Here is a 25,752-nt window from a genome sequence, read left to right as displayed (position 1 = left end):
TCTTCAGCCCGTCATCCGGCCCTGCTGCTCGAGCCAGTCGCAGAACACCGCGCTGTGCGGATCGTTGCTGCGCCCCGCCGGGAAGTAAGCGAAGTAGCTGCGCGCCGGCAGGCTGACATCCGGAAACGGCGTCACCAGGCGCCCGGCCGCGAGATCATCCGCGATCAGCGCGGTCGGTCCCATCGCGACGCCGAGACCGTCGAGCGCGGCCTGGATCGTCAGATAGAAGTGATCGAAGGTCAGCGCGGCCGCCGGCTCCAGCGCGGATTGCCCGGCCTCGGTGAGCCAGTCGCGCCACAGCCGCGGCATCGACGTGACATGCAGCAGCGTGTGCCTGGAGAGGTCCGCGATCTCATTGAGCGGCAGCTGCGCCAATAGCGACGGACTGCATACCGGCAGCCTTCGCTCCGACACCAGGAAGCGTGACGAGAAGCCGTGGAAGGTGTCAGGGCCACCGCGGATCACGACGTCGAAGGACTCCGGCAGCGCATCCACCGCATCGTTCGACGTGCTCAGGCGTACCTCGATATCCGGATGCTCGGCGCGAAACCGGCTCATCCGCGGCAGCAGCCAGCGCAGGCTGAAGGTCGCGAGTGCATTGACGCGCAACACCGCGACCGCCAGATCGCCGCGCCGCTCGCGATGCTGCTGCACGGCGGCGGAAATCCGGTCGAGCGCGGGCGCGAACTCCGCCAGCAATGCCGCGCCTGCCGGCGTCAGCACCACGCGCCGCACCGATCGCCGAAACAGCGACGGCGCGCCCAGCCATTCCTCGAGCAGGCGGATCTGCTGACTGACCGCGCCATGGGTCACGCTGAGCTCGGCGGCGGCTTCCTTGAAGCTGCCTAGCCGTGCGGCGGCCTCGAAGGCACGCACCGCATTGAGCGGCGGCAGGCTGCGGCGTGGGACGAACATAATCCCTCAATACAAGATTTTCTAACACATGATCCGATTATTACTGATTTGTGACAAGCGCCTTGGCGGCGCATACTGCCATGCAAGCTCCTTGCATAGCTTTCTTTTCTGAGGTCCCCTCCTGATGCTCGCCCGTCCAAGCTTTAGATTTTCTTGCACTGGAGGGCGGCAATGAGCGTGTCGGCCGAAGCCGGCACGACGCGGCCCGACCGTGCCCGGTCAACCCGCACCCTGACCGTGACCGGGCTCAACCACGCTCTCCACGACGGCTACACCGACGTCATCTACGTGCTGCTGCCGGTCTGGCAGGCCGAATTCGCGCTGAGCTACGGGCTGCTGGCGCTGCTGCGTGGGCTCTATGCCGGCGCCATGGCCGGGCTGCAGATTCCGGTCGGACGCATCGCGGAGCGGATCGACGGCAAGATCATCCTGATCGCAGGCACGGCGCTGTCGGCGCTCGGCTACGCGTTTGCTGGATTCTCCGGCGGTGTCATTGGCCTCAGCCTGGCGCTCGCGCTCTCCGGCGCGGGCTCGAGCACGCAGCATCCGATCGCATCCGCCGCGGTGTCGCGTGCCTATGGCGCGGCTGCGCGCGGGCCGCTCGGCATCTATAATTTTTCGGGCGACCTCGGCAAGGCGGCAATCCCGGCCCTGACCTCGATCCTGCTGGTGATCATGTCGTGGCGGCACACGCTGCTCGTGCTCGCTCTCGCAGGCTTGCTCGTCGCGGTCTGCATCGCGCTCTGGATGCCGGCCGTCGGCAAGGGCGCCGAGCACAAAGCGACACCAGCATCGCGCGGCGCCAGCACAGGCGGCGGCTTTCGCTGGCTGCTCGCGATCGGAATTCTCGACACCGCGGTCAGGATGGGCTTTCTCACCTTCCTGCCGTTCCTGCTGCGCGACAAGGGCGCTTCGCTGCCGACCAACGGCCTCGCGCTGGCGCTGGTCTTCATCGGCGGCGCCGCGGGAAAATTCACCTGCGGCTGGCTCGGTGAGCGGGTCGGCACGCTGCGCACCGTGCTGATCACCGAAGGCGGTACGGCGGCGCTGATCGCAGCCGTGCTGGCGTTGCCGCTCGCACCCGCTATCGTGCTGCTGCCGCTGCTCGGCGTGATGCTCAACGGCACCTCCTCGGTTCTCTACGGCACGGTGCCCGAACTCACCCCCGCGCATCAGACCGAGCGCGCCTTCGCGCTGTTCTATACCGGAACGATCGGATCGGGCGCGATCGCGCCTGTTATCTACGGCCTGCTTGGCGACGCGCTCGGTCCGACGCTCGCCACGGCTGCGACCGCGCTCACGGCGCTGGCGATCTGTCCGCTTGCCGTCGCGCTCGCGCGGCATCTCGCCGACGATCCGACGACGGCGTGACCATAACGTGGGTTAGCCCGTAGCCCGGATGAAGCGCAGCGCAATCCGGGGCCGCAGCACATCGCTGGCAAGATTCCCGGATTGCGCTTCGCTCCATCCGGGCTACTTAAGCAGTGGTGTCACGGAGCATCCCAATGACAAGCACGCACAAGGCCTGGCGGCTGCACACCCACAACGATCTGCGCTTCGAGGATGTCGCAACGCCTGGGCCTGCGCCCGACGGCGTCGTGGTGCGGATCGAGGCCGGCATGGTGCTGTCCTACACCAACAAGCTGCTGTCCGGCGCGCTGCCCTACAGCCTGCCGCCGATGCCGTTCGTGCCGGGCACCAACGCGATCGCACGCGTCGTCGCCGTGGGCGACAACGTCACGCATGTGCGGGGCGGCGACCGGGTGTTCCTCAGCCCGCATCTGCGCGGCGACGTGCCGGATCGCGATCCGCCGCAGATCCTGATCGGCCTCACCGCCACGGTGACGACGCCGGAGGCGTTCGCGTTGCAGACACGCTGGCGCGACGGCGTATTTGCCGAGATCGCGCACTGGCCGGCCGCCTGCGTCACGCCGCTCGCCAATCTCGACGACAAGCCGGCCACCGAACTGATCGGGCTCGCCAAACTGATCGTGCCGTTCGGCGGATTGCAGCGCTCCGGCCTGCGCGGCGGACAGACCATCATCGTCAACGGGGCGACCGGCTATTTCGGTTCGGGCGGCGTGATGCTCGCGGTCGCGATGGGCGCGGGCCGCGTCGTCGCGGTCGGCCGCAAAGAGGCCTCGCTCGAGCAATTGCGCGATGCGTTCGGCCCGCGCGTCATTCCCGCCGTCGTCAGCGGCGATGCCGCAGCCGATCTTCAGGTCATTCGCCGCGCCGCTGGCGGCAGCGCCGATGTCGCGCTCGATTTGCTCGGCGCCGCCAAGAGCACGTCGACCACACTGGCCTCTCTGCGCGCGCTCAGGCGTGGCGGCCGGATGGTGCTGATGGGCAGCGCCGAGGTGCCGCTCGAACTCTCGTTCCGCGAGATGCTGGCGAATGACTGGGAGGTGGTCGGGCAGTTCATGTACGACCGCACGGCACCAGGCCAGCTCGCCGGCCTCGCCGCCGAAGGCCTGCTGGACCTGCGCAAGATCAACGTCGCGACCTTCAAGCTTGCCGACTTCCGCCGCGCAGTGGATGCGGCCGCGATGATGCAGAGCCTCGACCTCACGGCCGTGGTGCCGTAACCAGAGGCCATGACATCGCAAGACACCACAGCCCAGGCGACACCATGGCGCGCCACCGTGCTGACCCTGTTCCCGGACATGTTTCCGGGGCCGCTCGGCGTGAGCCTGGCCGGCAAGGCGCTGGCAGGCGGACTCTGGGCGCTGGAAGCGCGCGACATCCGGACCTCGGCGACCGACAAGCACCGCAGCGTCGACGACACGCCGGCGGGCGGCGGCCCGGGCATGGTGCTGCGGGCCGATGTGCTGGCGGCGGCGATCGACGCCGCCGATATCGCGCCTGACCGTCCGCGCCTGCTGATGAGTCCGCGCGGTCGGCCATTGACCCAGACCCAGGTCGCGGAGCTGGCGGTTGGGCCGGGCCCCCTGATCGTCTGCGGCCGCTTCGAAGGCATCGACCAGCGGGTGATCGAGGCGCGAGGCCTCGAGGAGGTCTCGATCGGCGATTATGTGCTGTCCGGCGGCGAAATCGCCGCGATGGCCCTGATCGACGCCTGCGTCCGCCTGTTGCCGGGGGTGATGGGCAAGCAGGCCTCGGGAACCGAGGAAAGCTTTTCCGAAGGACTACTGGAATACCCCCAATACACCCGCCCGCAGGAGTTCGAGGGCAAGCCAATCCCGGAAATCCTGATTTCCGGCGATCACGCCAAAGTCGCGGCCTGGCGACTGGCCCAGTCCGAGGCTCTGACAGCGGCCCGGCGGCCCGATCTCTGGGCCCGCAAGGCCGGCCAAAAAGCCGCTCGGCGAGGGACAAAAAACAAGACAGACGGGTGACAAACCCTGCGCTTTGCCTTATACGGGCGGCCAAATCCGCACCCGCGCAGGATAGATGGACGTTTGCGCAGCCCGCGAAAGGCTGGGCGCGCCGCCGATGGAGATTTCAATGAACCTTATTCAGCAGCTCGAAAAAGAGCAGTTCGACAAGCTCGCCGCCACCAAGGATATCCCGGAATTCGGACCCGGCGACACCGTCATCGTCAACGTGAAGGTGGTCGAAGGCGAGCGTACCCGCGTGCAGGCCTATGAGGGCGTTTGCATCGGTCGTTCCGGCCAGGGCCTCAACGAGAGCTTCACCGTGCGCAAGATCTCCTACGGCGAAGGCGTCGAGCGCGTCTTCCCGGTGATGTCGCCGATGATCGACTCGATCAAGGTCGTGCGTCGCGGCAAGGTTCGTCGCGCCAAGCTCTATTACCTGCGCAACCTGCGCGGCAAGTCGGCCCGCATCGTCGAGAAGCAGGACCGCCAGACCGCCGTCGGCGAGTAACGTTTCCCTCAGGGGATGTGACCAAAAGCGCGGGGCCTGCCCCGCGCTTTTTTGTTGCGGCGTGCCTATATCGAGGATCAGCCTCAACTCGTCATGCGCGGGCTTGACCCGCGCATCCATCGAAATGAGAACTCTTGTTCAAGAGGATAGATTGCCGGGCATAGGCGAGCGGAAGCGACGCCGTCCTTCGGACGGCTATGCCCGGCAATGACGACAGGGGCACCCGCGCAATCGATCGATTGTCGCGGCTATAAGCCCTGTGTTAGAAATTTAGAATGGTTCCGGATCAAGCAAGCCAGCGCTGTCCAAGTCAGACCTGCAAGCGCGTCGTGATCGACGATCGCTCGCGGCTGCCCGGCCGCTTCTTCGGCCGCTTTGCGACGTCGGCAACATCAGAGCTTAGACGCGCAGCGTAACGCTGCCTCGACGCTTTCGCCTGTCCGCGCGCTTAAGACGCGCTCATGCCATCCCACCACTGAATTTCTTCTGGAGCTGAAGCTCATGTCCAAACCGACCACGCTGTACGACAAGATCTGGAACGACCATCTGGTCCACGAGGCCGACGACGGCACCTGCCTGCTCTATATCGATCGCCACCTGGTGCACGAGGTGACCTCGCCGCAGGCGTTCGAAGGGCTGCGCGCCGCCGGCCGCAAGGTGCACGCGCCCGAGAAGACGCTCGCCGTCGTCGACCACAACATCCCGACCACCGATCGTTCGAAGCCGAACCCCGACCCTGAAAGCATCGAGCAGATGCGGGTGATGGCGGAGAACGCCAAGGAATTCGGTATCGAGTATTACAACGAGTTCGACAAGCGCCAGGGCATCGTTCACGTCATCGGCCCGGAGCAGGGCTTTACGCTGCCCGGCACCACCATCGTCTGCGGTGACAGCCACACCTCGACGCATGGCGCGTTCGGCGCGCTCGCGCACGGCATCGGCACCTCCGAGGTCGAGCATGTGCTGGCGACGCAGACGCTCATCCAGAAGAAGGCCAAGAACATGCGCGCGATCGTCGACGGCAAGTTGCCCGAAGGCGTGACCGGCAAGGACATCATCCTGGCGATCATCGGCGAGATCGGCACCGCCGGCGGCACCGGTTATGTGCTGGAATATGCTGGCGAGGCGATCCGTGCGCTCTCGATGGAAGGCCGCATGACGGTCTGCAACATGTCGATCGAAGGCGGCGCGCGCGCCGGCCTGGTTGCGCCCGACCAGAAGGCGTTCGACTTCCTGCGCGGCCGCCCGAAGGCGCCGAAGGGCGCCGCCTGGGACGCCGCGATGCGCTACTGGGAGACGCTGCGCTCCGACGAGGGCGCGCATTTCGACCACGAGATCCGGCTCGATGCGGCCAAGCTGCCGCCGATCGTCACCTGGGGCACGAGCCCTGAGGACGTCATCTCGGTGACCGGCTTCGTGCCCGATCCCGACAAGATCGCCGATGAGGCCAAGCGCATCTCCAAGCATCGCGCGCTGAAATATATGGGCCTGACCGCCGGCACGAAGATCACCGACATCAAGCTCGACCGCGTCTTCATCGGCTCCTGCACCAACGGCCGCATCGAGGACCTGCGCGCTGCCGCGAAGATCGCCGAGGGCAAGACCGTCAACGCCAATGTCAACGCGATGATCGTGCCGGGCTCCGGCATCGTGAAGGAGCAGGCGGAAGCCGAAGGCCTCGACAAGATCTTCATTGCGGCCGGCTTCGACTGGCGCGAGCCGGGCTGCTCGATGTGCCTTGCGATGAACCCGGACAAGCTGAAGCCGGAAGAGCGCTGCGCCTCGACCTCGAACCGCAATTTCGAGGGCCGCCAGGGCTTCAAGGGCCGCACCCATCTGGTGTCGCCCGCGATGGCCGCGGCCGCCGCGATCGCCGGCCACTTCGTCGACGTCCGCGACTGGCGCTAAGGCAAGCGCCGGTTTCGTCTCAAGCTCGAACCGTTTCGGAAACGGCTCGTTAACGGGGCGCACGCACACTGCCTCCTTGCGAAAACAAGCCTTCGCAAGGAGCGCGTGCCGTGGCCGATAAACCCGAATTCGTCGACATGATCAGCGACGCGACGCGCCAGAAGCGCCGTCGTGCCGTGGCGCGCATCATCGATCCGCTTCCCGAGGTGAAGGAAACCTCGCGCCTCAGCCACTGGCCGCCAGAGCGCTGGACGCAATGGCGGATGGAAAACCTGACGCCGTGGAAGATAAAGTCCTGGAAGCTGAAGAACTGGGACTAACGCCCCTTTCTTGACGCGTTTTCTTCACGCGAAGCGGCGCCCGCTTCGTTCGAACACGCTCCAGCGCGCGAAGAGAGGGACCCGACGGGCGCCGTGAGGCGCCCGCTGTCATTTCAAACTTTACCAATAGACCCGGTACGGCCGCCAGTAGTGGCGGTGGTGCCACCACGGCCGGCAGATCCGGCGCGGACCGTAATAGGTCCAGACCACCCGGCAACGGCGGTGATGATAGTAGGCCGGGTAATAGTAGGACGATCCGTAGAAGAAGCGCCGGTGATGGAAGTGCCGGCGGTAATAGGGCCGATAGCCGTAGCGGTAACCGCCGCCGTAGAAGCGGTGGTAGCCGCCATAATGGCGATGGAAACCACCATAGCGATAGCCGCCATGGAACGCCGGCGCGGCGCGGAAGCCGCCACCATGGAAGCCGCGGCCGTGAAATCCGCCGCCGTGGAATCCACCACCGCGGAAGCCGCCACCATGAAAACCTCCGCCGCCGTGGCCGCCACCGCCGTGCCGGACCTGGGTCGTCATGGCATCGGCCGCAGACCTTGCCGCGGGCGCGGCGGCCGGGCTCGCCAGCGACAGCGCTTCGGCGCGCTGCTGCGAAGCAACCGACAATGCGAAGACAGCGGCCGCCGCAACGCCGAGACGGCGCACCAATCCGCGCCGCAAATAGCTCTCCCTCATCTCTGAACCTCCCTGACAACGGCAACGAGCACCAAGCTGCATGGCAGCCGGTTTCATTGCGTTCATTGCAGTCGCTCCCGGCATGACGCTAGAAATCGCTGAGTGAATGCGCCATGAACGCGCAAAACGCTGCGGCGAAACGTCCGGGAGAAACGTCAGTGACTGTCTATGTGATCGTGCAACTCAAGATGACCGATCGCGCCGCCTATGATCGGTATCAGGCGCGCTTCTTCGACGTATTCAGGAAGTTCAACGGACGCCTGCTGTCGGCCGACGAACAGCCCGCGGTGATCGAGGGCAGCTGGGATCGCGACAAGCTGGTGCTGATGTCATTCCCTGACGAAGCCGCATTCCGTGCCTGGTCGGAGTCGCCCGAATATGTCGAGATCTCCAGGGATCGCAAGGCGGGTGCGCAGGGCATTGTGCTGCTGGCGAAGGGCTTCGCGCCCTGAGACGGATGGAGCAGCTCCGATCGGAGCTGCTCTCTTGTTGCACGGCTGATGTCGCGCACGGCGCGACTGCGTGCATCACCAGAACGGGCCGAACCCGAAGCCGAAGGTGAATGGCGCCGGCGCAGCATAGGGGTACGGCCGATAGTAATAGGGCCGCCCGTAATAATAGGAGCCGTACGGCCGATAATAGGAATAGGGCCGGTAGTACGGCCGGTAATAAGGACGGTAGCCGTGGTGATAGTGGCGACGATGGTAGTGGTGATGATGGCGTTGCGCGCTGATATCAGTCGCCTTGCCTGCTTGCTGCTGCGGCTTGGCTGATGCCGCGGCGGTTGCCGATGCCGGCGCCGTCGACGCGAATGTACAAGCGACAGCCGCGACACCGATCCATCTCATCATGATCAACTCCTGCAGATTGCGATGGATATCATCTCGCGTGGGCGAATCTGCCGGTTTGATGGCTGAGAACGACAACAGGCCCGCTGCTCACGGGCCTGTGTCTCAACTGCGCTAATACGCCGCGCGATCAACGGCGCCAGTGGCGACGATGCCCCCAGCCGCGGTGATGTCCGCGATGCCAGCCACGATGCCAGCCGCGCCCACCCCAGCGTACCTGCGTGGTCGCCTGGTTCGCGTTGTCCTGAACCGTGGCGGCTGTGCCCGGCGTGGCGAGCGACATCGCGCTTGCACGCTCGGCCGGCGCCGCCAACACCAACACGGCACCGACAGCCGCGAGCCCCAGAACCTTCATCGCCTTCATGAATTGTCTCCTTGATCCTTTGATGTCACGTCTTGCAGCGACGACTTGAACTTCTGCTTGACGCGTTTTCCTCACGCGAACTGGTGTCCGTCCCGCATCACGCGCGGGACAGGCTCCGCTGGAAACGCTTCAGCTTTCGAATCGACGCCGTTGCCGCGACGCAGATCGCTAGCAGAATGCGGACGACGTGAATGGGAAGTGAATGACTGCGCCACGAACATGAATGCTGCCGGCGCGCTTCAGGTTCCTGCACTGCGCGCGATTTTTCGCGTTGGTGTGCAAACGACATAGACGATGGTCGTATCTCGCGTTCTGTCCGTTGCAGGATTGCCATGACACAAACGCGCACGCAGGTGGCTGCTTCGAACAGCCCTCGCGGCGCTCAGCTGTTTCATCATGCTCGGCGATGTCGCGCTCGCCGCCAAGGACCGGGCGACGACATCGGCACCGCAAGCCATCGCACGCGGATGCTGATGGCGGCGGCGGTTTATGGGCGACAGGTTTGATCGCGGCTGTTGCGATGATCGGCGCGATGCGCCGACATACGCGTAACTAGCCCGGCCGCCAGAAGCAGTTCATGCGCGGCGTGATCACGGTACCGCTCGGCCGGTGCTCCTGCACATAGGTCGCGGTGCAGTCGCGCACAGCGTTCGGACCGGGGTTGTAGCGCGGGATGACATCGGGTTCCCAATGATCGGGCCGGGACCGGTAGATCGGCACGCGCTTCAGCCGGCGTCGCTCGACGACGCGCGTGCGCGCGACCGGTGTCGCCTCGCCGACGCGCGCCTCAGCCGCCGCGCTCTGTGCCTGCGCCTTTGTCGCCGGGAGCGAGAGCCCGACTGCTACAGCCAACAGCGCTGTCGCCACGATCCGTTTCATTACGCCCACCCAAGCTCGATTCTTGAGCCCCATTCGTGGGCGGCACGGTCTCCCATTGCGCCGCCAAGGTCAACTGCGCTGGCGCCGCCGATAGCACTCGCGCTAAAGGAGTGTCATGTGGACCACAGAAAAAGCCCCCTCGCTGGCCGAGATGGAGGCCATGGCGCACGAGGTTTTCGAGCGCCTGCCCAAGACGTTCCGGGCCCTCTGCGAGGGCCTGATCATCCGCGTCGACGACTTTCCGACCGACGAGGTGCTCGACGAGATGCAGGCCGAGAGCGAGTTCGACCTGCTCGGCCTGTTTCAGGGCATCGGCCTGCCGCAGCAGAGCCATAGCGACGTGGCCCGGCTGCCCAACCTGGTCTGGCTGTACCGCCGGCCGATCCTGGATTACTGGGCGGAGCACGACGAGACCCTCGGCCACATCGTTCGCCACGTGCTGATCCATGAGATCGGGCACCATTTCGGCCTCTCCGACGCCGATATGGAGGCGATTGAGGCCGATGCGGGCTAGCCCTGCAGAAATGGCCCTTTTACCGCTGTCACATTCGCGATAAACATCCGGCCGATCTCCGCTATTTTTTGCCCGGGAAGAGCACCGATGGACAAGTTCACCACGCTGGAAGGCGTCGCGGCGCCGCTGAAGATCATCAATGTCGACACCGACATGATCATTCCGAAGCAGTACCTCAAGACCATCAAGCGCACCGGCCTTGGCAAGGGGCTTTTCTCCGAGCAGCGCTACAAGGATGACGGCAGCGAGAACCCGGATTTCGTCCTCAACCAGCCCGCCTATCGCAACGCGAAGGTGCTGGTCGCCGGCGACAATTTCGGCTGCGGCTCGAGCCGCGAGCACGCGCCCTGGGCACTGCTCGACTTCGGCATCCGCTGCGTGATCTCGACCTCGTTTGGCGACATCTTCTACAACAACTGCTTCAAGAACGGCATCCTGCCGATCCGCGTGTCGCAGGAGGACCTCGACAAGCTGTTCGACGACGCCGAGCGCGGCGCCAACGCGACGCTGACCATCGACCTCCCCAACCAGGAGATCCGCGGTCCGGACGGCGGCAAGGTCAAGTTCGAGATCGATCCGTTCCGCAAGCACTGCCTGATCAACGGTCTCGACGACATCGGCCTGACGATGGAAAAGAAATCGTCGATCGACAGTTACGAGTCCAAGCTCAAGGAACGCGCCTGGGCTTGAGGCTCAGCCCATCATCGTGCCCCGGTGCCGTCAGGCGCCGGGGCTTTTCTTTGCCGAATTCGCTCGCCGCAAACCCGCTGATAGCTGACGCGCATGCTGCCTGATATCGTCACCTTCTGGCACGGCTCGATGGACGCGCTGCGCCAGACCTGCCTGCGCTCGCAGGCGGCGGCGGGGCACAAGGTCACCGTCTACAGTTTCGATCCGATTCCCGGCCTGCCCGACGGTATCGGCAATGCCGAAGCCGAAGCCGTGCTGCCGCATTCGTTCGCGGAGAAGCTGCGCCCGGCGGAGCCCGACGGCTCGTGGCGCGACTGGACCATGCTGCAGTTCAGCGACTTCTTCCGCATGCGGCTGATGGCGCGGCGCGCCGGCCTCTGGCTCGACGCTGACGTGCTGCTGCTGAAGGGCGTCGAGCTCGATCCGGCCAAGCCCTATTTTGCCTGGGAGCGGCCGCGGCAGCTCGGCAACTCCGTGCTGTATCTGCCGCCCGACGATCCGATCGTGCGCGCCTTCGATGCGCTGATGCAGCAGGACGAGCTGATCCCGGACTGGCTGGCGCTGCGGCACCGCCTGACCTTTGCGATGCGCCGGCTGCGCGGCAAATCCAACCGCCTCGCAGACATCCGTGTCGCGATCTACGGTCCGGCGGCACTGACCGCGCTGGCGCGCCGCGCAGGCGAATTGCAGCACGCGCTGCCGAAGCGATCGTTCTACGCGGTGCATGCCGAGCCGAAGCTGTTCTTCGAGCCGTCGGATTTTTCGCGCTACCTGAATGATCCCGGGATCATCGGCCTGCACATCTCGCCGAAAGGGCGCGGCAAGGAGGCGCCGATCCCGGGCAGCCTCTACGCGTGGGCAGCGGAGAGGTTTGGGGCGTAACGCAAAACACTGCTGCACCCTCTCCCCTTGTGGGAGAGGTGGCTTCGGGAAGCGAAGCCGGGTGAGGGGTTCTCTCCCCAAGGGAGAATCAAGGAAGCGGAGACAACCCCTCATCCGGCGCTTCGTGCCACCTTCTCCCACAGGGGGAGAAGGAAGACGCCTCGCTGGCTAATGCCCCATCGCGGCGATCGCATCGGCGATCGCGATGGTGCGCCTGGCCATCTCGGCGTGCAGGCGCTCGACCATGCGGCCGTCGAGCTGGATCGCGCCGCGCGAGGCGTTCTCCGGTTTCTCGAAGGCGGCAATGATCTTGCGCGCCTCGGCGACCTCGGCCTCCGGCGGCGTGAAGATCGCGTTGCAGGCATCGATGTGGCTCGGATGGATCAGCGTCTTGCCGTCGAAGCCGAGATCGCGGCCCTCCGCGCATTCCTCCGCGAAGCCGTCGACATTGCTGATGTCGCTATAGGGCCCGTCGAGGATCTCGAGCCCGTGCGCGCGGGTCGCCAGGATGCAATGCGTGATCGTCGGGATCATTGCCGCGCGGCCCGGCTTCATCCGGATCCGGGTCTCGCGCGCAATGTCGTTCGGCCCGAACACGAAGCCGGCGAGCCGGGTTTCGGAATCCTTCGATGCCGCGGCCAGCTTGTCGGCGTCGAGCACCGCGCGCGCGGTCTCGATCATCGCCCAGACCCGGATCGAGGCAGGCGCATTGATGTCGCTGAGGCGATCGGCGACGGCGTTGAGATCGGCGACGGTCGAGATCTTGGGAACCAGGATCCCGTCCGGCTGCGCCTTGCCGGCCATGCCGATGTCGTCGACCCACCAGGGCGTGTCGAGCGCGTTGATGCGGATCAGAACCTCGCGCTTGCCAAAGCCCTTGGCCGCGACCGCCGTGGCGATCTGCTCCCGCGCCGTGGCCTTGGCGTCGGGGGCAACGGAATCCTCCAGGTCGAGGATAATGCCGTCCGCCGGCAGCGTCCGGGCCTTTTCCAGCGCCCGTGCATTCGATCCCGGCATGAACAACAAGCTGCGGCGCGGACGGGTCATCGACATTCTCCTGGGGGCTCGGGCTCCGCCGGTGGCCATTGTTTAGGCATCGGGCGGGAACCATTCTTCAACGCTGCCGTATCATCTCAGGCCACACGCCGAAAGTCTTGTTCCCGTTACCCGCATGTGGTTAGCCAGAGGCCATGAAATTCTTTCCGAAGCAGTTGATCGACGGCTACCGGACGTTCGCGACCCAGCGGCTGCCGACCGAGCAGTCGCGCTACCAGGACCTCTCGGAGCGCGGCCAGTTTCCCGAGACCATGGTGATCGGCTGCTGCGACTCCCGCGTCTCGCCCGAGGTGATCTTCGACGCCGGCCCCGGCGAGTTGTTCGTGGTCCGCAACATCGCCAATCTGGTTCCGGTCTATCAGCCCGACAGCAACGCCCACGGCGTCTCGGCCGCGCTGGAATATGCCGTGACCGTTTTGAAGGTGAAGAACATCGTGGTGCTGGGCCACGCGCAGTGCGGCGGCATCCGCGCCTTCGTCGACAAGATCAAGCCGCTCACGCCCGGCGACTTCATCGGCAAATGGATGCAGATGTTCATCAAGCCCGGCGAAATCGTCGAGCAACGCGAGCATGAGACCATGCAGGATTTCGTCGTCCGCATCGAGAAGGCCGCGGTGTTCCGCTCGCTGGAGAACCTGATGACCTTCCCGTTCGTGCGCGAACGCGTCGAGAGCGGCGAGATGCAGCTGCACGGTGCCTATTTCGGCGTCGCCGAGGGCTCGCTGTTCGTGCTCGACCGGGTCGCGAAGGAATTCATCAGCGTCCGCGACGAGCTGAAATCAGACCAGTAATCTACTCGTTGCCGTGATGGCCGCTGCCCCAGCGGTCGGAGATCGCGAGCATGAAGGACGACACCACGAATACCAGGTGCACGCCGACCAGCCAGGCGAGCTTGCTGGGGTCGAACGCGGTATCGAGGTTCATGAACGCCTTCAGCACCTGAATCGCCGAGATCGCGACGATCGACGCCAGCAGTTTTTGCTTCAGGCCGCCGAAATCGACCTTGGTCATCCAGTCCGGCCAATCCGGATGCCCTTCCGGATCGATCTTCGAGACGAAGTTCTCGTAGCCCGAGAACACCACGATCAGGATCAGATTGCCGGTCAGCGAGATGTCGATCAGCGCCAGCACGCCCAGAATGATGTCGGATTCCTTGGCATCCGGCACATGCAGGATGAAGTGCCACAGCTCCATGCAGAACTTGAACAGCAACGCCGCGAGGCTGATGACGAGGCCGAAATAGAACGGCGCCATCAGCCAGCGGCTGTTGAACAGCAGGTTCTCGAAACGACGTTCAACCCGCTTCAGCGTCGGATTGGGCCGATAGGTCGCCGGTTGTTCCGCTTCCGCCATGCCACGCGCTTCCTGACGCCGTATTCTCGCGCTTGCCGCTAAAGCATGATCTCTTCGGAAAACCGCTTCACACTTTTCCGGATCATGCTGCTATGCCGCCTTCTGCTTGGCGGTGATCAGCTTGCGGTTGATCAGGACTTCGGCGATCTGCACGGCATTGAGCGCCGCGCCCTTGCGCAGGTTGTCCGACACGCACCAGAACGACAGGCCGTTCTCCACCGTCGCGTCCTCGCGGATGCGGCTGATATAGGTCGCGTCCTCGCCGGCCGCCTCATAGGGCGTGACGTAGCCGCCCGGCTCGTGCTTGTCGATCACGAGGCAGCCCGGCGCGCGGCGCAGGATGTCGCGCGCCTCGTCCGGCGTGATCGGATTGGCGAACTCGACGTTGACGGCTTCGGAGTGACCGACGAAGACCGGCACGCGCACGCAGGTCGCGGCGAGCTTGATCTTCGGATCGAGGATCTTCTTGGTCTCCGCCATCATCTTCCACTCTTCCTTGGTGTAGCCGTCTTCCATGAAGACGTCGATCTGAGGAATGACGTTGAAGGCGATGCGCTTCGGAAACTTCTTATTGACCAGCTCGTCATTGGTGTAGACGGCCTTGGTCTGCGAGAACAATTCGTCCATCGCGTCCTTGCCGGCGCCCGACACCGATTGATAGGTCGAGACCACGACGCGCGTGATCGTCGCCTTGTCGTGCAGCGGCTTCAGCGCGACCACGAGCTGCGCGGTCGAGCAGTTCGGGTTGGCGATGATGTTCTTCTTGGTGAAGCCGGCGGTCGCATCCGCGTTCACTTCGGGCACGATCAGCGGCACGTCCGGGTCCATGCGCCAGGCCGAGGAGTTGTCGATCACGACCGCGCCGGCGGCGCCGATCTTGGGCGACCATTCCTTGGAGACCGAACCGCCGGCCGACATCAGGCAGATGTCGATGTCGGAGAAGTCATAGTGCTCGAGCGCCTTCACCTTCAGCGTGCGGTCGCCATAGGAGACCTCGATGCCGACGCTGCGGCGCGAGGCCAGCACGACGACCTCGTCGGCGGGGAATTTGCGCTCGTCGAGAATGTTGAGCATTTCGCGCCCGACATTGCCGGTCGCTCCGACCACCGCGACTTTGTAACCCATCGTTCACTCTCCGACGAAAAATGCCCGTTCCCCCGCAAGCTGCGGAAAGGGAAGAGGCAGCGCTTCTATGCGAGAAACCCCGTCAAGACAACGTTGCGTAGCTTTTGAGCGTTTTGATGCGTTTATTTCGGGCCGATCCGGCCGCGCCCCATCATACGAGAATTCCGTCAGCACTGACGAGCTTCGTCGACGAGGTGTACGCCACGCTCTCCCGGCTGTTCGCCTATGTCGCCGTGCTCGCGCTGTTCGTCGTCCTCGGCAACTATCTATGGAAGCAACTGCCCGACGCAACGGCGATGGCGGCCCCTGCCGCCGCAGGCTGGAGCCCGGCCGGCCGCACGGCGCCGGCCTTTGCCGTGAGCCGGCTCGATCTGCGAGATAAAACAGAGACTTACGAGATCTTCCGGCACCCCGAGGGCGGCCGCAAGGACGTCTTCCGCTGGGCCGATGCCAACGGTGCAACAGTCGCCGAGCTGGAAATCTACCGCCCCGGCGGCGAGGCCTTGGGGCCTGCGGTCACCGAGATTGCCGGGCGGCTCGACCCGGGCGGCGTCCGCGAGCTCGAGGCTGCCGGCATCGTCGACAGCAAGTTCGGCAGCGTCACGTTGCTGCGCCCGGCACGGCAGGACGGCGACCGCGCCTGCCTCGGCTTCCTCAAGCAGGCCGACGCGCCTGACCTTCGAATCTCCGGCTGGACCTGCCAGGGCACCAGCCTGCCGGCGCGCCGCGCCGCGATCGTCTGCATGCTGAACCGCCTGACCCTGCTGGCTGCGGGCAACGATCCGCGGCTCGCCGCCCTGTTCGCGCATGCCGAGCTCAAGCGCACCGACTGCGTTACCTCCGGCGTGCCCGCCCTGTCGGCCGACTGGGTCATGGGCAGCGAGAACCCGCGCCTGCGCGGCGCCCTTTGATGGCGAGACCGTGGCAAGGCACTGGTTTTCATGAAACTTTTGCGCTTGGACACGCATTATCTCGGCCGGTGTGGCGCAATTGACCTAGTGACGGCCTCCCCACCATGGCTACAATGTGTTCCGAGTGATTTTGGCGGACGCGCCAGCCCCGACGGGGCCGTAATGACGAGGATGCGATGACCTTGAAATTCCCTGCCGCGAACAAGCTCGTGGTGTTGCTTGCCGCGGCTGCCGTCACCGCAACCGCGTTCGGCATGACCGCGGCCAGCGCGCAGAGCCCGGCCAAGCGCAAGCAGCAGGAGCAGTATGACCGCGACGGCCGCCGCTATTACGGCGCCCAAGGTCCGAACCGTGTCTATCAGCAGGGCCCGCGCACCCGCGTTTACGTCACCACGCGCTCCTGGCTCGACGCCGGCACCGAAGTGCTGCCCGGCGATCGTAAGTTCAACGACTACGCCTATCCACCGGATATCGGCTATCCCTCGTTCGCGCGCGAGAACAACAACCGCCCGATCGATCGCCAGCCGCTCAGCCCGCCGGCCGATCTCGGCGGCTATCCGCGGAATTTCCCGCTGTACTGAGAATTTCGGCGAGCAGCCGATACGAAAATGCCCGGCTTCGGCCGGGCATTTTTGTTTGATGACGCCACGCCTGCGAGCGTCGTCCGCTTAAGGAAGCGGAAAATCCTTCTTCACCATCGGACGCAGCATCGAATACGGAATCGTGCAGCTGCACATGCATTGCCCGTATCCTCCGAAACCGTAGGTGCCATAGTCGATGACGGCTGCTGTGGCGTCGAAACTCCAGGACTTCAGGTCTTTTGAATTCTCACTGACTTCCGTCAGTTCGACGTCATCCTTCCAGTGACCGGGGTCATCCGAACGCTGCTTTTTCTGCTTCGCGACCTCCGAACGGCAGAACTCGAAAATCGGCTTAGCGCCGGCTTCGTCGAGCAGATCGTCGAACCTTAGTTGCCGGTTCAGCGTCCTGTCGAAGTTGATGTTGTAGCTGCCCGAATCAGGATGCGCCTGCCCGAGATAACTTCCGCCGGTCACGTGCACCGAAACCAGCCGCGAGGACGCGTAGGGAACGTCAATCTCAAGGCTGACCTCATAGTTGTCATGAGGTCCCGGGTTCTCCTTTCCCGCCTCGGCGTCGGAGATTGCCCGCTTCACGGCGCTGTCGAGCAGCACGTTCAGCCGCGATTGCCAATCACCGTTGCCGACGAATTCGATCGCGCTGATGGAAAGGTCCACCGAACCGTTCTTCGCCGGCCGCGAGATGAAAACCCGTCGGAACAAGCGGTCCGAGACGTCCCCGGCGCGCGGCCTTCCATCGAGAAACGCCTGTCGCGCCCTGGATTGCACGGCAATGCACTCGGACAATGGCTTGATTGCATTGGGAGCGGCGCAGACCGCGTCTCGTGATCGTATCCATTCCGTCTGGGAACGTCGCAATCCAGACGATGCGTCGGCGGACAACGAGTTGCGCAGCTGGCCATACGCCTTGCCAAGCGCCGCATCGGCGCTGCGCGCATCTGGGTCCGAGCAGATCGCCTTCTCCGCAGCGCTGCTGGCAGCCGTACAATCGATCGCAAGGGCTGGATGCGCGAACAAGACCGATGCAACGGCAATACCAACGGCACGCACGCGATCACCCTCCAGGTCACCCCGCTAAGAAGAAAATGCCGGAGCGGTCCGGCATTTTCCATCTTGGTGTTGTCATTCCGATCGCATCGCCCCGGAATGACGGCAGAGCCGTCACGCGTGCAGCTTCTGCAATTCCTTCAGGATCGCCTCGCCCATCTGGCTCGTGCTGGCCGGCGTGGTGCCTTCCGACTTGATGTCGGCGGTGCGCAAGCCGCTGGCGAGCACGGCCGCGATCGCGGCATCGACCTTGTCGGCGAGCTCGCCCATGTCGAAGGAATAGCGCAGCGCCATGCCGAACGACGAGATCATCGCGATCGGGTTGGCGAGGCCCTTGCCGGCGATGTCGGGCGCCGAGCCATGCACCGGCTCGAACAGCGAGCGCCGCTTCTTCGTCTTCGAATCGACTTCGCCGAGCGAGGCCGACGGCAGCATGCCGAGCGAGCCGGTCAGCATCGCCGCGATGTCGGACAGCATGTCGCCGAACAGATTGTCGGTCACGATGACGTCGAACTGCTTCGGCGCCTTGACGAGGTTCATACCGCCGGAATCGGCGAGCTGGTGCTCGAGCGTGACGTCCTTGTATTCGCGCGCATGGACCTGGGTCATGACCTCGTTCCAGAGCACGCCCGACTTCATGACGTTGCGCTTCTCCATCGACGTCACCTTGTTGCGGCGCTTGCGCGCCAGGTCGAAGGCGACGCGGCCGATGCGCTCGATCTCGTAGGTGTCGTAAACCTGGGTGTCGATCGCGCGCTTCTGGCCGTTGCCGAGATCGGTGATCGTCTTCGGTTCGCCGAAATAGACGCCGCCGGTGAGCTCGCGGACGATCATGATGTCGAGCCCCTCGACCACGTCGCGCTTCAGGCTCGAGGCCTCGGCGAGCGCCGGGTAGCACACCGCCGGGCGCAGATTGGCGAACAGGCCGAGATCCTTGCGCAGCCGCAGCAGGCCGGCCTCGGGACGCACCTCATAGGGCACGCTGTCCCACTTCGGGCCGCCGACCGCGCCGAAGATCACGGCGTCCGCCGCCGTCGCCTTGGCCATGTCGCCCTCGGAGATCGACACCTTGTGGGCGTCATAGGCGGAACCGCCGACCAGGCCCTGCTCGGTCTCGAACTTCGCGATGCCCTGCGCATTCAGCCAGTCGATCAGGCGCTGCACCTCGGCCATCACTTCGGGGCCGATGCCGTCGCCGGGGAGAAGCAGCAGTTTATGGGTCGCCATGGTGTTACCTCGAGCTAATCGTTGTTGTCGTTGCCGGGCAAGAGCGCGAAGCGCGTCCTCGCACAGATGACCCGGCAATCCATCCCGCTTCGAAAGGCCTTTGAAGATGGATGGATGCCCGGGTCGAGCCCGGGCATGACGAGCGGGGGGAAATCCGGCCGGAGTGCTAAAACGCCGGAGCCGGATTGGCAAGGCACCCTGGATCGGCCCAGAATGGTCCCAACGGGCAACCCGCGCCTTCAGAAGCCAACAAGACGGACCTCATGACCGCAGCCATCGTCTACGCCTTCGCCTCGGCCATTTTCCTCGGCGCCGGGGTGGTGCTGGCGCAGCTTGGCCTGCGCACCGTCGAGCCGCTGTCGGGCGCCGCGATCAGCGTGCCCACTTTCACCCTGCTGTTCCTGGTGCTGTCGCCGCTGATCCTGCATGGCGAGCCGGTGGTCTGGCGTGCGCTGCCGATCTTCATGGCGATCGGGCTGTTCTTCCCGGCCTCGCTGACGCTCCTGACCTTTGCGTCAAACCGGGCGCTGGGACCGGTCATCACCTCGACGCTGGGCAATCTGGCGCCGCTGTTTGCGGTCACCGCCGCCGTGGTGCTGCTGCACGAGCCCTTGCTGCCGCAGCAGCTCATCGGCCTCGTCGTCGCGGTCGCGGGCGCCGCCATCATCACCGTGACGAGGCCGCGCGACCTCGGCCATTGGCGCAGCTGGGCGCTGCTGCTGCCGCTTACCAGCGCGCTGGTGCGCGGCATCGTGCCGCCGATCGCCAAGCTCGGCCTTGCGATCTGGCCGAGCCCGCTATGGGCCTGCCTGGTCGGCTACATCATGTCCTCGCTGGTGGTGCTGACCGTGCAACGGGTCCGCAAGGGCAGCTTCATGGTGCAGGCGCCGCGCGAGGGCCGGTTCTGGTTCGCGCTGACCGGAATCAGCAACGGGCTCAGCGCGCTCAGCCTGTTCGCCGCGGTCCGCAACGGCCCGATCACGCTGGTGGCGCCGCTCGCCGCGATCTATCCGCTGGTCACCGTGGCGATGAGCGCGATGATGCTCAAGCACGTCGAGATCACCGCGCGGATCGTCGGCGGCACCCTGCTGACCGTGATCGGCGTCGCGCTGGTCCTGATTGCCTGATACGCAAGACAGTGTTGCGGGCATCGGCGCTGGGCAGCGCCGCCGCGGCCTGTCACAATGGCCGCATTGCCGGAGTGAATTGTGAGAGCCCCCGCCCCGTCCTACCCGCATGCCGCGCGGCTGATCCTTATTCTGTCGCTCGCACCGACGGTCGGTCTCGGCATCGGCCGGTTTGCCTATTCGCTGGTGCTGCCCGACATGCGCGACTCGCTGGCCTGGTCCTATTCGGCCGCCGGCTTCATGAACACGATCAATGCCGCCGGCTATCTGGCCGGCGCGCTGCTCGCCTCGCGCCTGATTGAACGCTTCGGACTTGCCGCATCGGTGCGCTGGTCGACGCTGGCCTGCGCGCTGTCGCTGGCGCTTTGCGCCCTCACGGGCAATTTCGCGGTGCTGAGCTTTGCCCGCCTGCTGGTGGGCTTCGCCGCCGCCATCGGCTTTGTCGGCGGCGGCGCGCTCGCGGCGACCATCGCGCAATCGCGACCCGAACGCGCGAACTTCCTGCTCAGCCTGTTCTATGCCGGGCCGGGCGTCGGCATCTTGGCATCCGGATTGATCGCGCCCTTCGTGCTGCAGGGCTTCGGCGCCGGCTCGTGGTGGATCGTGTGGTGGGCGATGACGCTGCTTTCCGCGATCATGACCGTGCCGCTGATGCTGGCGCCGCTCCACGCCAATGCCGCCGCCGGCGGCATCGTGCGGACCCAATTCGCTGTCATGCCGGTCCTGATCTACCTCGCCGCCTATTTCCTGTTCGGTGCCGGCTACATCGCCTACATGACCTTCATGATCGCCTATGTCCGCGACGGCGGCGGCGGCGCGGCTGCACAGAGCGCGTTCTGGAGCCTGATCGGCGTCAGCGCATTCGTGACGCCCTGGGTCTGGGGGCGGGTGCTGGCGCTCGACCGCGGCGGGCTCGCCACCACCATCATCCTCGGCGTCAACGCGCTCGGCGCCAGCCTGCCGATCTTCGGGCATTCGCCGCTGCTGCTTGCGATCTCGGCGCTGGTGTTCGGCGTCGCCTTCTTCGCCGTGGTCGGTTCGACCACCGCCTTCGTGCGTTTCAACTACCCGCCGCAATCCTGGCCGACCGCGATCGCGGCGATGACCATCGCGTTCGGCATCGGCCAGACGCTCGGACCGATCGTGGTCGGCGCCATCACCGACGCGGTCGGCAGCCTGTCATTTGCGTTGAACGTCTCGGCCGCGATGCTCGCGCTCGGCGCGCTGCTGTCGGCCTTTCAGAGGAAGGTCCCCTCCCGGCGTCGTCCCGGCGAAAGCCGGGACCCATAACCACAAGCGGTTGCGATGGAGGGGAGCGTCTCCCGGCCTGCCTATTCCCTCAGCCGCGGAGTATGGGTCCCGGCTTTCGCCGGGACGACAGCGCGTCAACTCCCGCTGAACGAATTGTAGCCCTGGTCTTCCCAGTAGCCGCCCTTGTAGTCGTTGGTGACTTCCATCGAGAGCACGTATTTCGGGTTCTTGAAGCCGAGCTTGGTCGGGACCCGGATCTTCATCGGAAAGCCGTAGGCGCGCGGCAGGATCTCGTCGGCGAATTTGAACGTCATCTGGGTCTGCGGATGGAGCGCCGAGCGCATGTCGAGCGGCGAGTTGTAGCCGTCCTTGTCGGCGCACTGGAACCAGACATATTTGGCACGGGTGTCGGCGCCGACCAGCTTGAGGAAGTCGCGCAAGGGCGTCCCGGTCCAGCTGCCGATCGCGCTCCAGCCCTCGACGCAGATGTGGCGCGTCACCTGCTTGACCTGCGGCAACTTGTACAATTCGTCGAGCGTCCACGATTTCTTGTTGTCGACCAGCCCGCGCACCTCGAGCTTCCAGTCAGCGCCTGCGATCTCAGGCGCGTCGTCGAGATCGTAATAGGCGTTGAACGGGAACGGCTTAGTGATCATGCTCTCGGGGAAGGTCGGCGCCAGCGCATCCGGATTGAACATCCAGGCCTGCACCGCATCGTTGAACTTCGAAACGTGTTTCAGCATTTCCTCGGCCGACGACGAATCGACCACATCGCAGCCGGTCAATAGCGTCAGCGCGCCGAGGCTGGTGCCCGCCGTGATGAAGCGACGGCGCGTCAGTTCCGGCATCGCCTTCACCGCATCGCGCACGAGCAGCTTCTTGTCGACACCGGGGATCAGGAGCTTGCGGAGACGACCCATGACTACCTCCCTCAGCGTCCGATGATCATGGCGCGCAGGCTCTTCGGCACTAGCAGCGCGAGCGCGACATGGATCACCAGGAAGGCGACGATCAGCGCCATGCAGGTGAAGTGAACATAACGGGCGAAATCGTAGCCGCCGAACAGCGACACCAGCCAATGCAGCTGCACCGGCTTCCACATCGACAGGCCGGACAGCACGATGACGACGCCGACCACGATGATGCCGGCATAGAGCAGTTTCTGCACCGAATTGTATTTGCTGAGATCGTCATGCGACAGCTTGAAGGTCAGCGCCGCCTTGGTGTCGGCAATCACGCCGCCCGGGGTGATCGGCAGCAGCTTCTTGCGGAAGCGGCCGGTGGCGAAGCCGAGCGCCAGATAGACCAGGCCGTTGACCATCAACAGCCACATTGCGGCGAAATGCCAGAGCAGCGCACCGCCGAGCCAGCCGCCGAGCGTGATGCTCCGCGAGAAGGTGAAGCCAAACAGCGGCGAGGCATTGTAGATCTGCCAGCCGGACATGATCATCAGGATCATCGCGAAGGCGTTGATCCAGTGCACCATGCGCACCCAGACCGGCTGGATCGCCTTCGCGGGCGTCGCGGTCTCTGCCTGGTGGTCGCTGACGGCAAGGCTCGTCATGGGATGTCTCTGCTCGTGGTCGTTACCGGGTTATACGCCCGGAACCGGCGTTCCGTTACGGGGTCAGGCATCATCAGTTTGATATAGGCTGCTTCACATGGTCACAAAAATGCGAGCCGGGGCGAGGCGCCGGCTCGCTATGTCGCGGGTCCTTTGAGGGACTAAATCAGGCCGTCGGGTGTTACGTCGCCGGCATCAGCACGGTGTCGACCACATGGATGACGCCGTTCGACTGGTTGACGTTGGAGATCGTCACCATCGAGCTGCCGCCCTTGGCATCGACGATCCAGACCTTGCCGTCCTGCTTCTTCACGGTCAGTTCCTCGCCCTCGGCGGTCTTCAGCTTCTTGCCGTCGGTGAGGTCGGAGGCCTCGAGCTTGCCCGGCACCACATGGTAGGTGAGGATCTTGGTCAGAGTCGCCTTGTTCTCGGGCTTGACGAGGGTGTCGACGGTTCCGGCCGGCAGCTTGCCGAACGCGGCATTGGTCGGCGCGAACACCGTGAACGGGCCCTTGCCTTCCAGCGTGCCGACCAGGCCCGCGGCCTTCACCGCGGCGACGAGCGTGGTGTGATCCTTCGAATTGACGGCGTTCTGCACGATGTTCTTCGACGGGAACATCGCGGCGCCGCCGACCATCACGGTCTTTTCCTCGGCACGGACCGGCGCCACGACAGTGGCGGTGATCGCAAGCGCGCTGAAGGCGGCGGCGGCGAGATAGGCAATACGCTTCGACATGGTTTCATCTCCCGATGAGTAGGCCGACCGGCGAGGCTTCGCCGGCGTTGAAGGGGCAACAACGGCGCGTGCTGGTTGATCAGTGCGTCGTCGTTGGCCGAGCTACGGCAGGCTTTCCGGACGGTTTCCGGAAATAATTCTTTGTGATTGTTGAAACCGGCCGGCGCGCGCTGCGTACACGCGACGCCTCGCGCAGCCCGGCAGGCATTCCATTCAGCGGAATGGACGCGTGCGCTGCCGCGAGCAATTTGCTTGCCGCCACTAGCCGATTGGTTCAGCTTGAGGTTGCGGCACGGCTTCGCAGAAAGCGGCCGCGGGGAGGCATCACGGCTGACGGCCACGCCGCACCTGCGGTGAACGATGCAAGCATCGACATCGGTCCGCTCGAGCAGAAGCACCTGCAATACGCCAACTACCGCGCGGTAGCGGACACAACCGAGATCACGAAGACGCATTGGCACATCGCCACCGCCAACGCGCTCGGCTGGGGCTTTGACGGTATGGACGGCGTGATCTTCGCGCTGATCTCGCCGATGGTGATCAAGGAATTTTCGCTGAGCCTGCCGGAGTATCGCTCCGGCATGCAGATCGCGCTGTTCATCGGCATCGCGGGGCTTTACTTCTGGCCATGGCTCGCCGACCGCTACGGTCGCCGCACGCTGCTCGCCGTCAATATCGCGCTGTTCTCGCTCCTGATGCCGATCGCGGCGATGTCGCCGACCTTCGCGGTGTTCGTGATCGCGCGCTCGCTGTTGTTCTTCGCGCTCAACGGCGAATGGTCGCTCGGCTCGATGCTGGTGGCGGAGACCTGGCCGGCCCGGCTGCGCGGCCGCGTCATCAGCATCACCCGCTCGGCCTGGTGCCTCGGCGCCACGCTCGCGGGTGCGATCACGGGCCTCGTCGCCGCCAATTTCGGCTGGCGCATCGCTGTCATGGTGCCCGGCGTGATCGCGCTGCTTGCGATCTATATCCGCTCCACCTGCCCGGAATCGCCCTATTGGGTGCGCGCGCAGGACCGCAAGCGGCGCATCTCGGAGACGCTTGCGCGCGGCGGCACGGTCAGCGCCGAGGACAGCGCCTGGTTCGGCAAGGCCAAGTCGGTCGGCATCCGCCAGGTGTTTATGCCCGACGTGCTGCCCGCCACGCTTGTTGCGCTGTTCGTCGCCTGCGCCTCGACCTGCATCTACGGAACGGTCGGCGCCTGGATGCCGCTGTATCTATCGACCGAGAAGCACTGGTCGACCGCCGAGTACAGCCTGTTCTACGTGTTCTACGGGCTCTGCGGCTTCCTCGGACTGTGCCTGGTCGGCTGGCTGATCGACAAGATCGGCCGCCGCCGCACTTTCATCATCACCCTGATCGAGGGTGCGATCTTCATGACGCTCTGGGTCTATTCCGAGGACCGCGTGCTGCTCTGGGCGTTCGGACTCGCCTGGTGTCTCGGCTTCCTCGGCTTCTGGGGGCCGAGCACAACGCTGACCGCGGAGATCTTCCCGACCCGCATCCGCGGCGCCGCCAACGGCGTGGTCTGGGCGATCGCCTATTTCGTCGGCTTCGTGCTGTTCCCGTTCGTCTCGATCGCACTCCAGCAGCACACCGGCTCATTCGCGCTGTCGTTCCTGTGTATCCCGGTGCTGATGATCGCGATGGCGATCGGCGTGTTCCTGTTCGTGCCGGAGCATACCGGCAAGGAATTGAACGAGATCATCGAGTGAGTCGCGCGGGACTCCGTCGTTTGTAGCCCGGATCAAGCGCAGCGAGATCCGGAACCAGCCTCTCCGCGGGCAGACCGTCGGATTACGCTTCGCTCCATCCGGGCTACGGAGCTCCAACCTCCCCTTGAAAAGGGGAGGTCGCTTTGCTCGCAGAGCAAAGCGGGTGGGGATCAGCGCTCTCCGCA

29 protein-coding genes are annotated in these 25,752 nt (G+C 64.9%); 16 read left to right on the top strand and 13 right to left on the bottom strand.

Annotated features, from left to right (window positions below; all coding sequences use genetic code 11):
- Positions 1 to 3 precede the first annotated feature (3 nt).
- Positions 4 to 915, bottom strand: a complete 912-nt coding sequence (gcvA, locus tag QA635_RS02005) for a transcriptional regulator GcvA (protein ID WP_283066506.1) — start codon at positions 913 to 915, stop codon at positions 4 to 6.
- A gap of 171 nt (positions 916 to 1,086) precedes the next feature.
- On the opposite strand from gcvA, the gene QA635_RS02000 reads away from it, so the two are divergent.
- From QA635_RS02000 to QA635_RS01975, 6 genes are all read left to right on the top strand, one after another.
- Positions 1,087 to 2,286 carry an MFS transporter gene (locus tag QA635_RS02000; protein ID WP_283066504.1) on the top strand — a complete coding sequence of 400 codons (1,200 nt, stop codon included), beginning with the start codon at positions 1,087 to 1,089 and terminating at the stop codon, positions 2,284 to 2,286.
- A 134-nt stretch (positions 2,287 to 2,420) separates the two neighbouring features.
- Entirely contained in the window at positions 2,421 to 3,503 is a 1,083-nt protein-coding gene (locus tag QA635_RS01995) for a quinone oxidoreductase family protein (protein ID WP_283066502.1), read from the top strand.
- Positions 3,504 to 3,512: 9 nt separating this feature from the next.
- Complete coding sequence (gene trmD, locus QA635_RS01990) at positions 3,513 to 4,274, top strand: tRNA (guanosine(37)-N1)-methyltransferase TrmD (protein WP_092086995.1); 762 nt, start codon at positions 3,513 to 3,515, stop codon at positions 4,272 to 4,274.
- Between the two features lie 109 nt (positions 4,275 to 4,383).
- Positions 4,384 to 4,764: a 50S ribosomal protein L19 gene (gene rplS, locus QA635_RS01985; protein ID WP_018269387.1), complete on the top strand. Its 381-nt coding sequence runs from the start codon at positions 4,384 to 4,386 to the stop codon at positions 4,762 to 4,764.
- A gap of 501 nt (positions 4,765 to 5,265) precedes the next feature.
- Positions 5,266 to 6,672, top strand: coding sequence for a 3-isopropylmalate dehydratase large subunit (gene leuC, locus QA635_RS01980; protein ID WP_225163583.1), 1,407 nt, complete (start codon positions 5,266 to 5,268; stop codon positions 6,670 to 6,672).
- Between the two features lie 110 nt (positions 6,673 to 6,782).
- Positions 6,783 to 6,992, top strand: coding sequence for a hypothetical protein (locus tag QA635_RS01975; RefSeq protein WP_016847629.1), 210 nt, complete (start codon positions 6,783 to 6,785; stop codon positions 6,990 to 6,992).
- A 120-nt stretch (positions 6,993 to 7,112) separates the two neighbouring features.
- Here the strand turns inward: QA635_RS01975 and QA635_RS01970 are convergent, their stop codons facing one another.
- Positions 7,113 to 7,679, bottom strand: a complete 567-nt coding sequence (locus tag QA635_RS01970) for a hypothetical protein (RefSeq protein ID WP_283066497.1) — start codon at positions 7,677 to 7,679, stop codon at positions 7,113 to 7,115.
- Positions 7,680 to 7,837: 158 nt separating this feature from the next.
- Here QA635_RS01970 and QA635_RS01965 point away from each other — a divergent pair, with 158 nt between their 5' ends.
- The gene (locus tag QA635_RS01965) at positions 7,838 to 8,131 is read left to right on the top strand and encodes a DUF1330 domain-containing protein (RefSeq protein WP_225163585.1); all 294 of its coding nucleotides are present in this window, start codon (positions 7,838 to 7,840) and stop codon (positions 8,129 to 8,131) included.
- 75 nt (positions 8,132 to 8,206) lie between these two features.
- Here QA635_RS01965 and QA635_RS01960 read toward each other — a convergent pair whose 3' ends face one another.
- The 3 genes from QA635_RS01960 to QA635_RS01950 all read right to left on the bottom strand — a co-directional run bounded on the left by QA635_RS01960 (position 8,207) and on the right by QA635_RS01950 (position 9,770).
- Complete coding sequence (locus QA635_RS01960) at positions 8,207 to 8,530, bottom strand: hypothetical protein (protein WP_283066494.1); 324 nt, start codon at positions 8,528 to 8,530, stop codon at positions 8,207 to 8,209.
- A gap of 127 nt (positions 8,531 to 8,657) precedes the next feature.
- Positions 8,658 to 8,891: a Slp family lipoprotein gene (locus QA635_RS01955; RefSeq protein WP_057020951.1), complete on the bottom strand. Its 234-nt coding sequence runs from the start codon at positions 8,889 to 8,891 to the stop codon at positions 8,658 to 8,660.
- A 552-nt stretch (positions 8,892 to 9,443) separates the two neighbouring features.
- A complete protein-coding gene (locus QA635_RS01950; RefSeq protein WP_283066491.1) occupies positions 9,444 to 9,770 on the bottom strand; it encodes a hypothetical protein in 327 nt (108 codons plus the stop codon).
- Positions 9,771 to 9,885: 115 nt separating this feature from the next.
- Between QA635_RS01950 and QA635_RS01945 the strand changes: the two genes are divergently transcribed.
- The 3 genes from QA635_RS01945 to QA635_RS01935 all read left to right on the top strand — a co-directional run bounded on the left by QA635_RS01945 (position 9,886) and on the right by QA635_RS01935 (position 11,856).
- Positions 9,886 to 10,284 (top strand): metallopeptidase family protein, encoded by a 399-nt coding sequence (locus QA635_RS01945; RefSeq protein WP_016847635.1) that lies wholly within the window; start codon positions 9,886 to 9,888, stop codon positions 10,282 to 10,284.
- An 87-nt stretch (positions 10,285 to 10,371) separates the two neighbouring features.
- A complete protein-coding gene (leuD, locus tag QA635_RS01940) occupies positions 10,372 to 10,974 on the top strand; it encodes a 3-isopropylmalate dehydratase small subunit (protein ID WP_283066488.1) in 603 nt (200 codons plus the stop codon).
- Between the two features lie 93 nt (positions 10,975 to 11,067).
- Entirely contained in the window at positions 11,068 to 11,856 is a 789-nt protein-coding gene (locus tag QA635_RS01935; RefSeq protein ID WP_283066486.1) for a glycosyltransferase family 32 protein, read from the top strand.
- A 168-nt stretch (positions 11,857 to 12,024) separates the two neighbouring features.
- Here QA635_RS01935 and QA635_RS01930 read toward each other — a convergent pair whose 3' ends face one another.
- Entirely contained in the window at positions 12,025 to 12,903 is an 879-nt protein-coding gene (locus QA635_RS01930; RefSeq protein ID WP_283066484.1) for an HpcH/HpaI aldolase/citrate lyase family protein, read from the bottom strand.
- A 143-nt stretch (positions 12,904 to 13,046) separates the two neighbouring features.
- Between QA635_RS01930 and QA635_RS01925 the strand changes: the two genes are divergently transcribed.
- Positions 13,047 to 13,703, top strand: coding sequence for a carbonic anhydrase (locus tag QA635_RS01925; protein ID WP_168858194.1), 657 nt, complete (start codon positions 13,047 to 13,049; stop codon positions 13,701 to 13,703).
- A 1-nt stretch (position 13,704) separates the two neighbouring features.
- On the opposite strand, the gene QA635_RS01920 is transcribed toward QA635_RS01925, so the two are convergent.
- Together QA635_RS01920 and QA635_RS01915 are read right to left on the bottom strand one after the other, a co-directional pair.
- Positions 13,705 to 14,265: a TIGR00645 family protein gene (locus tag QA635_RS01920; RefSeq protein ID WP_092086973.1), complete on the bottom strand. Its 561-nt coding sequence runs from the start codon at positions 14,263 to 14,265 to the stop codon at positions 13,705 to 13,707.
- Between the two features lie 90 nt (positions 14,266 to 14,355).
- Positions 14,356 to 15,390, bottom strand: coding sequence for an aspartate-semialdehyde dehydrogenase (locus QA635_RS01915; protein ID WP_028337877.1), 1,035 nt, complete (start codon positions 15,388 to 15,390; stop codon positions 14,356 to 14,358).
- Between the two features lie 116 nt (positions 15,391 to 15,506).
- Between QA635_RS01915 and QA635_RS01910 the strand changes: the two genes are divergently transcribed.
- Positions 15,507 to 16,301 (top strand): hypothetical protein, encoded by a 795-nt coding sequence (locus QA635_RS01910; protein ID WP_283066481.1) that lies wholly within the window; start codon positions 15,507 to 15,509, stop codon positions 16,299 to 16,301.
- A 176-nt stretch (positions 16,302 to 16,477) separates the two neighbouring features.
- Positions 16,478 to 16,882 (top strand): hypothetical protein, encoded by a 405-nt coding sequence (locus tag QA635_RS01905; RefSeq protein ID WP_069277254.1) that lies wholly within the window; start codon positions 16,478 to 16,480, stop codon positions 16,880 to 16,882.
- Between the two features lie 87 nt (positions 16,883 to 16,969).
- Here QA635_RS01905 and QA635_RS01900 read toward each other — a convergent pair whose 3' ends face one another.
- On the bottom strand, positions 16,970 to 17,950 hold the full coding sequence (locus tag QA635_RS01900; protein ID WP_283066479.1) for a lysozyme inhibitor LprI family protein: 981 nt from the start codon (positions 17,948 to 17,950) through the stop codon (positions 16,970 to 16,972).
- Positions 17,951 to 18,061: 111 nt separating this feature from the next.
- Entirely contained in the window at positions 18,062 to 19,174 is a 1,113-nt protein-coding gene (gene leuB, locus QA635_RS01895) for a 3-isopropylmalate dehydrogenase (protein ID WP_283066477.1), read from the bottom strand.
- 263 nt (positions 19,175 to 19,437) lie between these two features.
- Between leuB and QA635_RS01890 the strand changes: the two genes are divergently transcribed.
- Positions 19,438 to 20,301 (top strand): EamA family transporter, encoded by an 864-nt coding sequence (locus tag QA635_RS01890; RefSeq protein ID WP_283066475.1) that lies wholly within the window; start codon positions 19,438 to 19,440, stop codon positions 20,299 to 20,301.
- An 81-nt stretch (positions 20,302 to 20,382) separates the two neighbouring features.
- On the top strand, positions 20,383 to 21,591 hold the full coding sequence (locus tag QA635_RS01885; RefSeq protein ID WP_283066473.1) for a YbfB/YjiJ family MFS transporter: 1,209 nt from the start codon (positions 20,383 to 20,385) through the stop codon (positions 21,589 to 21,591).
- Positions 21,592 to 21,686: 95 nt separating this feature from the next.
- Here the strand turns inward: QA635_RS01885 and QA635_RS01880 are convergent, their stop codons facing one another.
- The 3 genes from QA635_RS01880 to QA635_RS01870 form a co-directional block, all read right to left on the bottom strand.
- Positions 21,687 to 22,472: a molybdopterin-binding protein gene (locus QA635_RS01880; RefSeq protein ID WP_283066471.1), complete on the bottom strand. Its 786-nt coding sequence runs from the start codon at positions 22,470 to 22,472 to the stop codon at positions 21,687 to 21,689.
- A gap of 11 nt (positions 22,473 to 22,483) precedes the next feature.
- A complete protein-coding gene (locus QA635_RS01875; protein ID WP_028337884.1) occupies positions 22,484 to 23,116 on the bottom strand; it encodes a cytochrome b/b6 domain-containing protein in 633 nt (210 codons plus the stop codon).
- A 181-nt stretch (positions 23,117 to 23,297) separates the two neighbouring features.
- Entirely contained in the window at positions 23,298 to 23,852 is a 555-nt protein-coding gene (locus tag QA635_RS01870; protein WP_057020966.1) for a fasciclin domain-containing protein, read from the bottom strand.
- Between the two features lie 353 nt (positions 23,853 to 24,205).
- Here QA635_RS01870 and QA635_RS01865 point away from each other — a divergent pair, with 353 nt between their 5' ends.
- Positions 24,206 to 25,567 (top strand): MFS transporter, encoded by a 1,362-nt coding sequence (locus tag QA635_RS01865; protein ID WP_283066468.1) that lies wholly within the window; start codon positions 24,206 to 24,208, stop codon positions 25,565 to 25,567.
- The last annotated feature ends 185 nt before the right edge of the window (positions 25,568 to 25,752 follow it).

The organism is Bradyrhizobium brasilense (assembly GCF_029714345.1).
Lineage (GTDB): Bacteria > Pseudomonadota > Alphaproteobacteria > Rhizobiales > Xanthobacteraceae > Bradyrhizobium > Bradyrhizobium australafricanum.
Note: the sequence above shows the minus strand (reverse complement) of the source record. Positions and strands in the feature narration are given on the sequence as shown.

Bases quoted from the DNA above. Each gene is read 5' to 3' on its own strand.
- gcvA (WP_283066506.1), bottom strand. From the start codon at position 915: ATGTTCGTCCCACGCCGCAGCCTGCCGCCGCTCAATGCGGTGCGTGCC.
- QA635_RS02000 (WP_283066504.1), top strand. From the start codon at position 1,087: ATGAGCGTGTCGGCCGAAGCCGGCACGACGCGGCCCGACCGTGCCCGG.
- QA635_RS01995 (WP_283066502.1), top strand. From the start codon at position 2,421: ATGACAAGCACGCACAAGGCCTGGCGGCTGCACACCCACAACGATCTG.
- trmD (WP_092086995.1), top strand. From the start codon at position 3,513: ATGACATCGCAAGACACCACAGCCCAGGCGACACCATGGCGCGCCACC.
- rplS (WP_018269387.1), top strand. From the start codon at position 4,384: ATGAACCTTATTCAGCAGCTCGAAAAAGAGCAGTTCGACAAGCTCGCC.
- leuC (WP_225163583.1), top strand. From the start codon at position 5,266: ATGTCCAAACCGACCACGCTGTACGACAAGATCTGGAACGACCATCTG.
- QA635_RS01970 (WP_283066497.1), bottom strand. From the start codon at position 7,679: ATGAGGGAGAGCTATTTGCGGCGCGGATTGGTGCGCCGTCTCGGCGTT.
- QA635_RS01960 (WP_283066494.1), bottom strand. From the start codon at position 8,530: ATGATGAGATGGATCGGTGTCGCGGCTGTCGCTTGTACATTCGCGTCG.
- QA635_RS01955 (WP_057020951.1), bottom strand. From the start codon at position 8,891: ATGAAGGCGATGAAGGTTCTGGGGCTCGCGGCTGTCGGTGCCGTGTTG.
- QA635_RS01950 (WP_283066491.1), bottom strand. From the start codon at position 9,770: ATGAAACGGATCGTGGCGACAGCGCTGTTGGCTGTAGCAGTCGGGCTC.
- QA635_RS01945 (WP_016847635.1), top strand. From the start codon at position 9,886: ATGTGGACCACAGAAAAAGCCCCCTCGCTGGCCGAGATGGAGGCCATG.
- leuD (WP_283066488.1), top strand. From the start codon at position 10,372: ATGGACAAGTTCACCACGCTGGAAGGCGTCGCGGCGCCGCTGAAGATC.
- QA635_RS01935 (WP_283066486.1), top strand. From the start codon at position 11,068: ATGCTGCCTGATATCGTCACCTTCTGGCACGGCTCGATGGACGCGCTG.
- QA635_RS01930 (WP_283066484.1), bottom strand. From the start codon at position 12,903: ATGACCCGTCCGCGCCGCAGCTTGTTGTTCATGCCGGGATCGAATGCA.
- QA635_RS01925 (WP_168858194.1), top strand. From the start codon at position 13,047: ATGAAATTCTTTCCGAAGCAGTTGATCGACGGCTACCGGACGTTCGCG.
- QA635_RS01920 (WP_092086973.1), bottom strand. From the start codon at position 14,265: ATGGCGGAAGCGGAACAACCGGCGACCTATCGGCCCAATCCGACGCTG.
- QA635_RS01915 (WP_028337877.1), bottom strand. From the start codon at position 15,390: ATGGGTTACAAAGTCGCGGTGGTCGGAGCGACCGGCAATGTCGGGCGC.
- QA635_RS01910 (WP_283066481.1), top strand. From the start codon at position 15,507: ATGCGTTTATTTCGGGCCGATCCGGCCGCGCCCCATCATACGAGAATT.
- QA635_RS01905 (WP_069277254.1), top strand. From the start codon at position 16,478: ATGACCTTGAAATTCCCTGCCGCGAACAAGCTCGTGGTGTTGCTTGCC.
- leuB (WP_283066477.1), bottom strand. From the start codon at position 19,174: ATGGCGACCCATAAACTGCTGCTTCTCCCCGGCGACGGCATCGGCCCC.
- QA635_RS01890 (WP_283066475.1), top strand. From the start codon at position 19,438: ATGACCGCAGCCATCGTCTACGCCTTCGCCTCGGCCATTTTCCTCGGC.
- QA635_RS01880 (WP_283066471.1), bottom strand. From the start codon at position 22,472: ATGGGTCGTCTCCGCAAGCTCCTGATCCCCGGTGTCGACAAGAAGCTG.
- QA635_RS01875 (WP_028337884.1), bottom strand. From the start codon at position 23,116: ATGACGAGCCTTGCCGTCAGCGACCACCAGGCAGAGACCGCGACGCCC.
- QA635_RS01870 (WP_057020966.1), bottom strand. From the start codon at position 23,852: ATGTCGAAGCGTATTGCCTATCTCGCCGCCGCCGCCTTCAGCGCGCTT.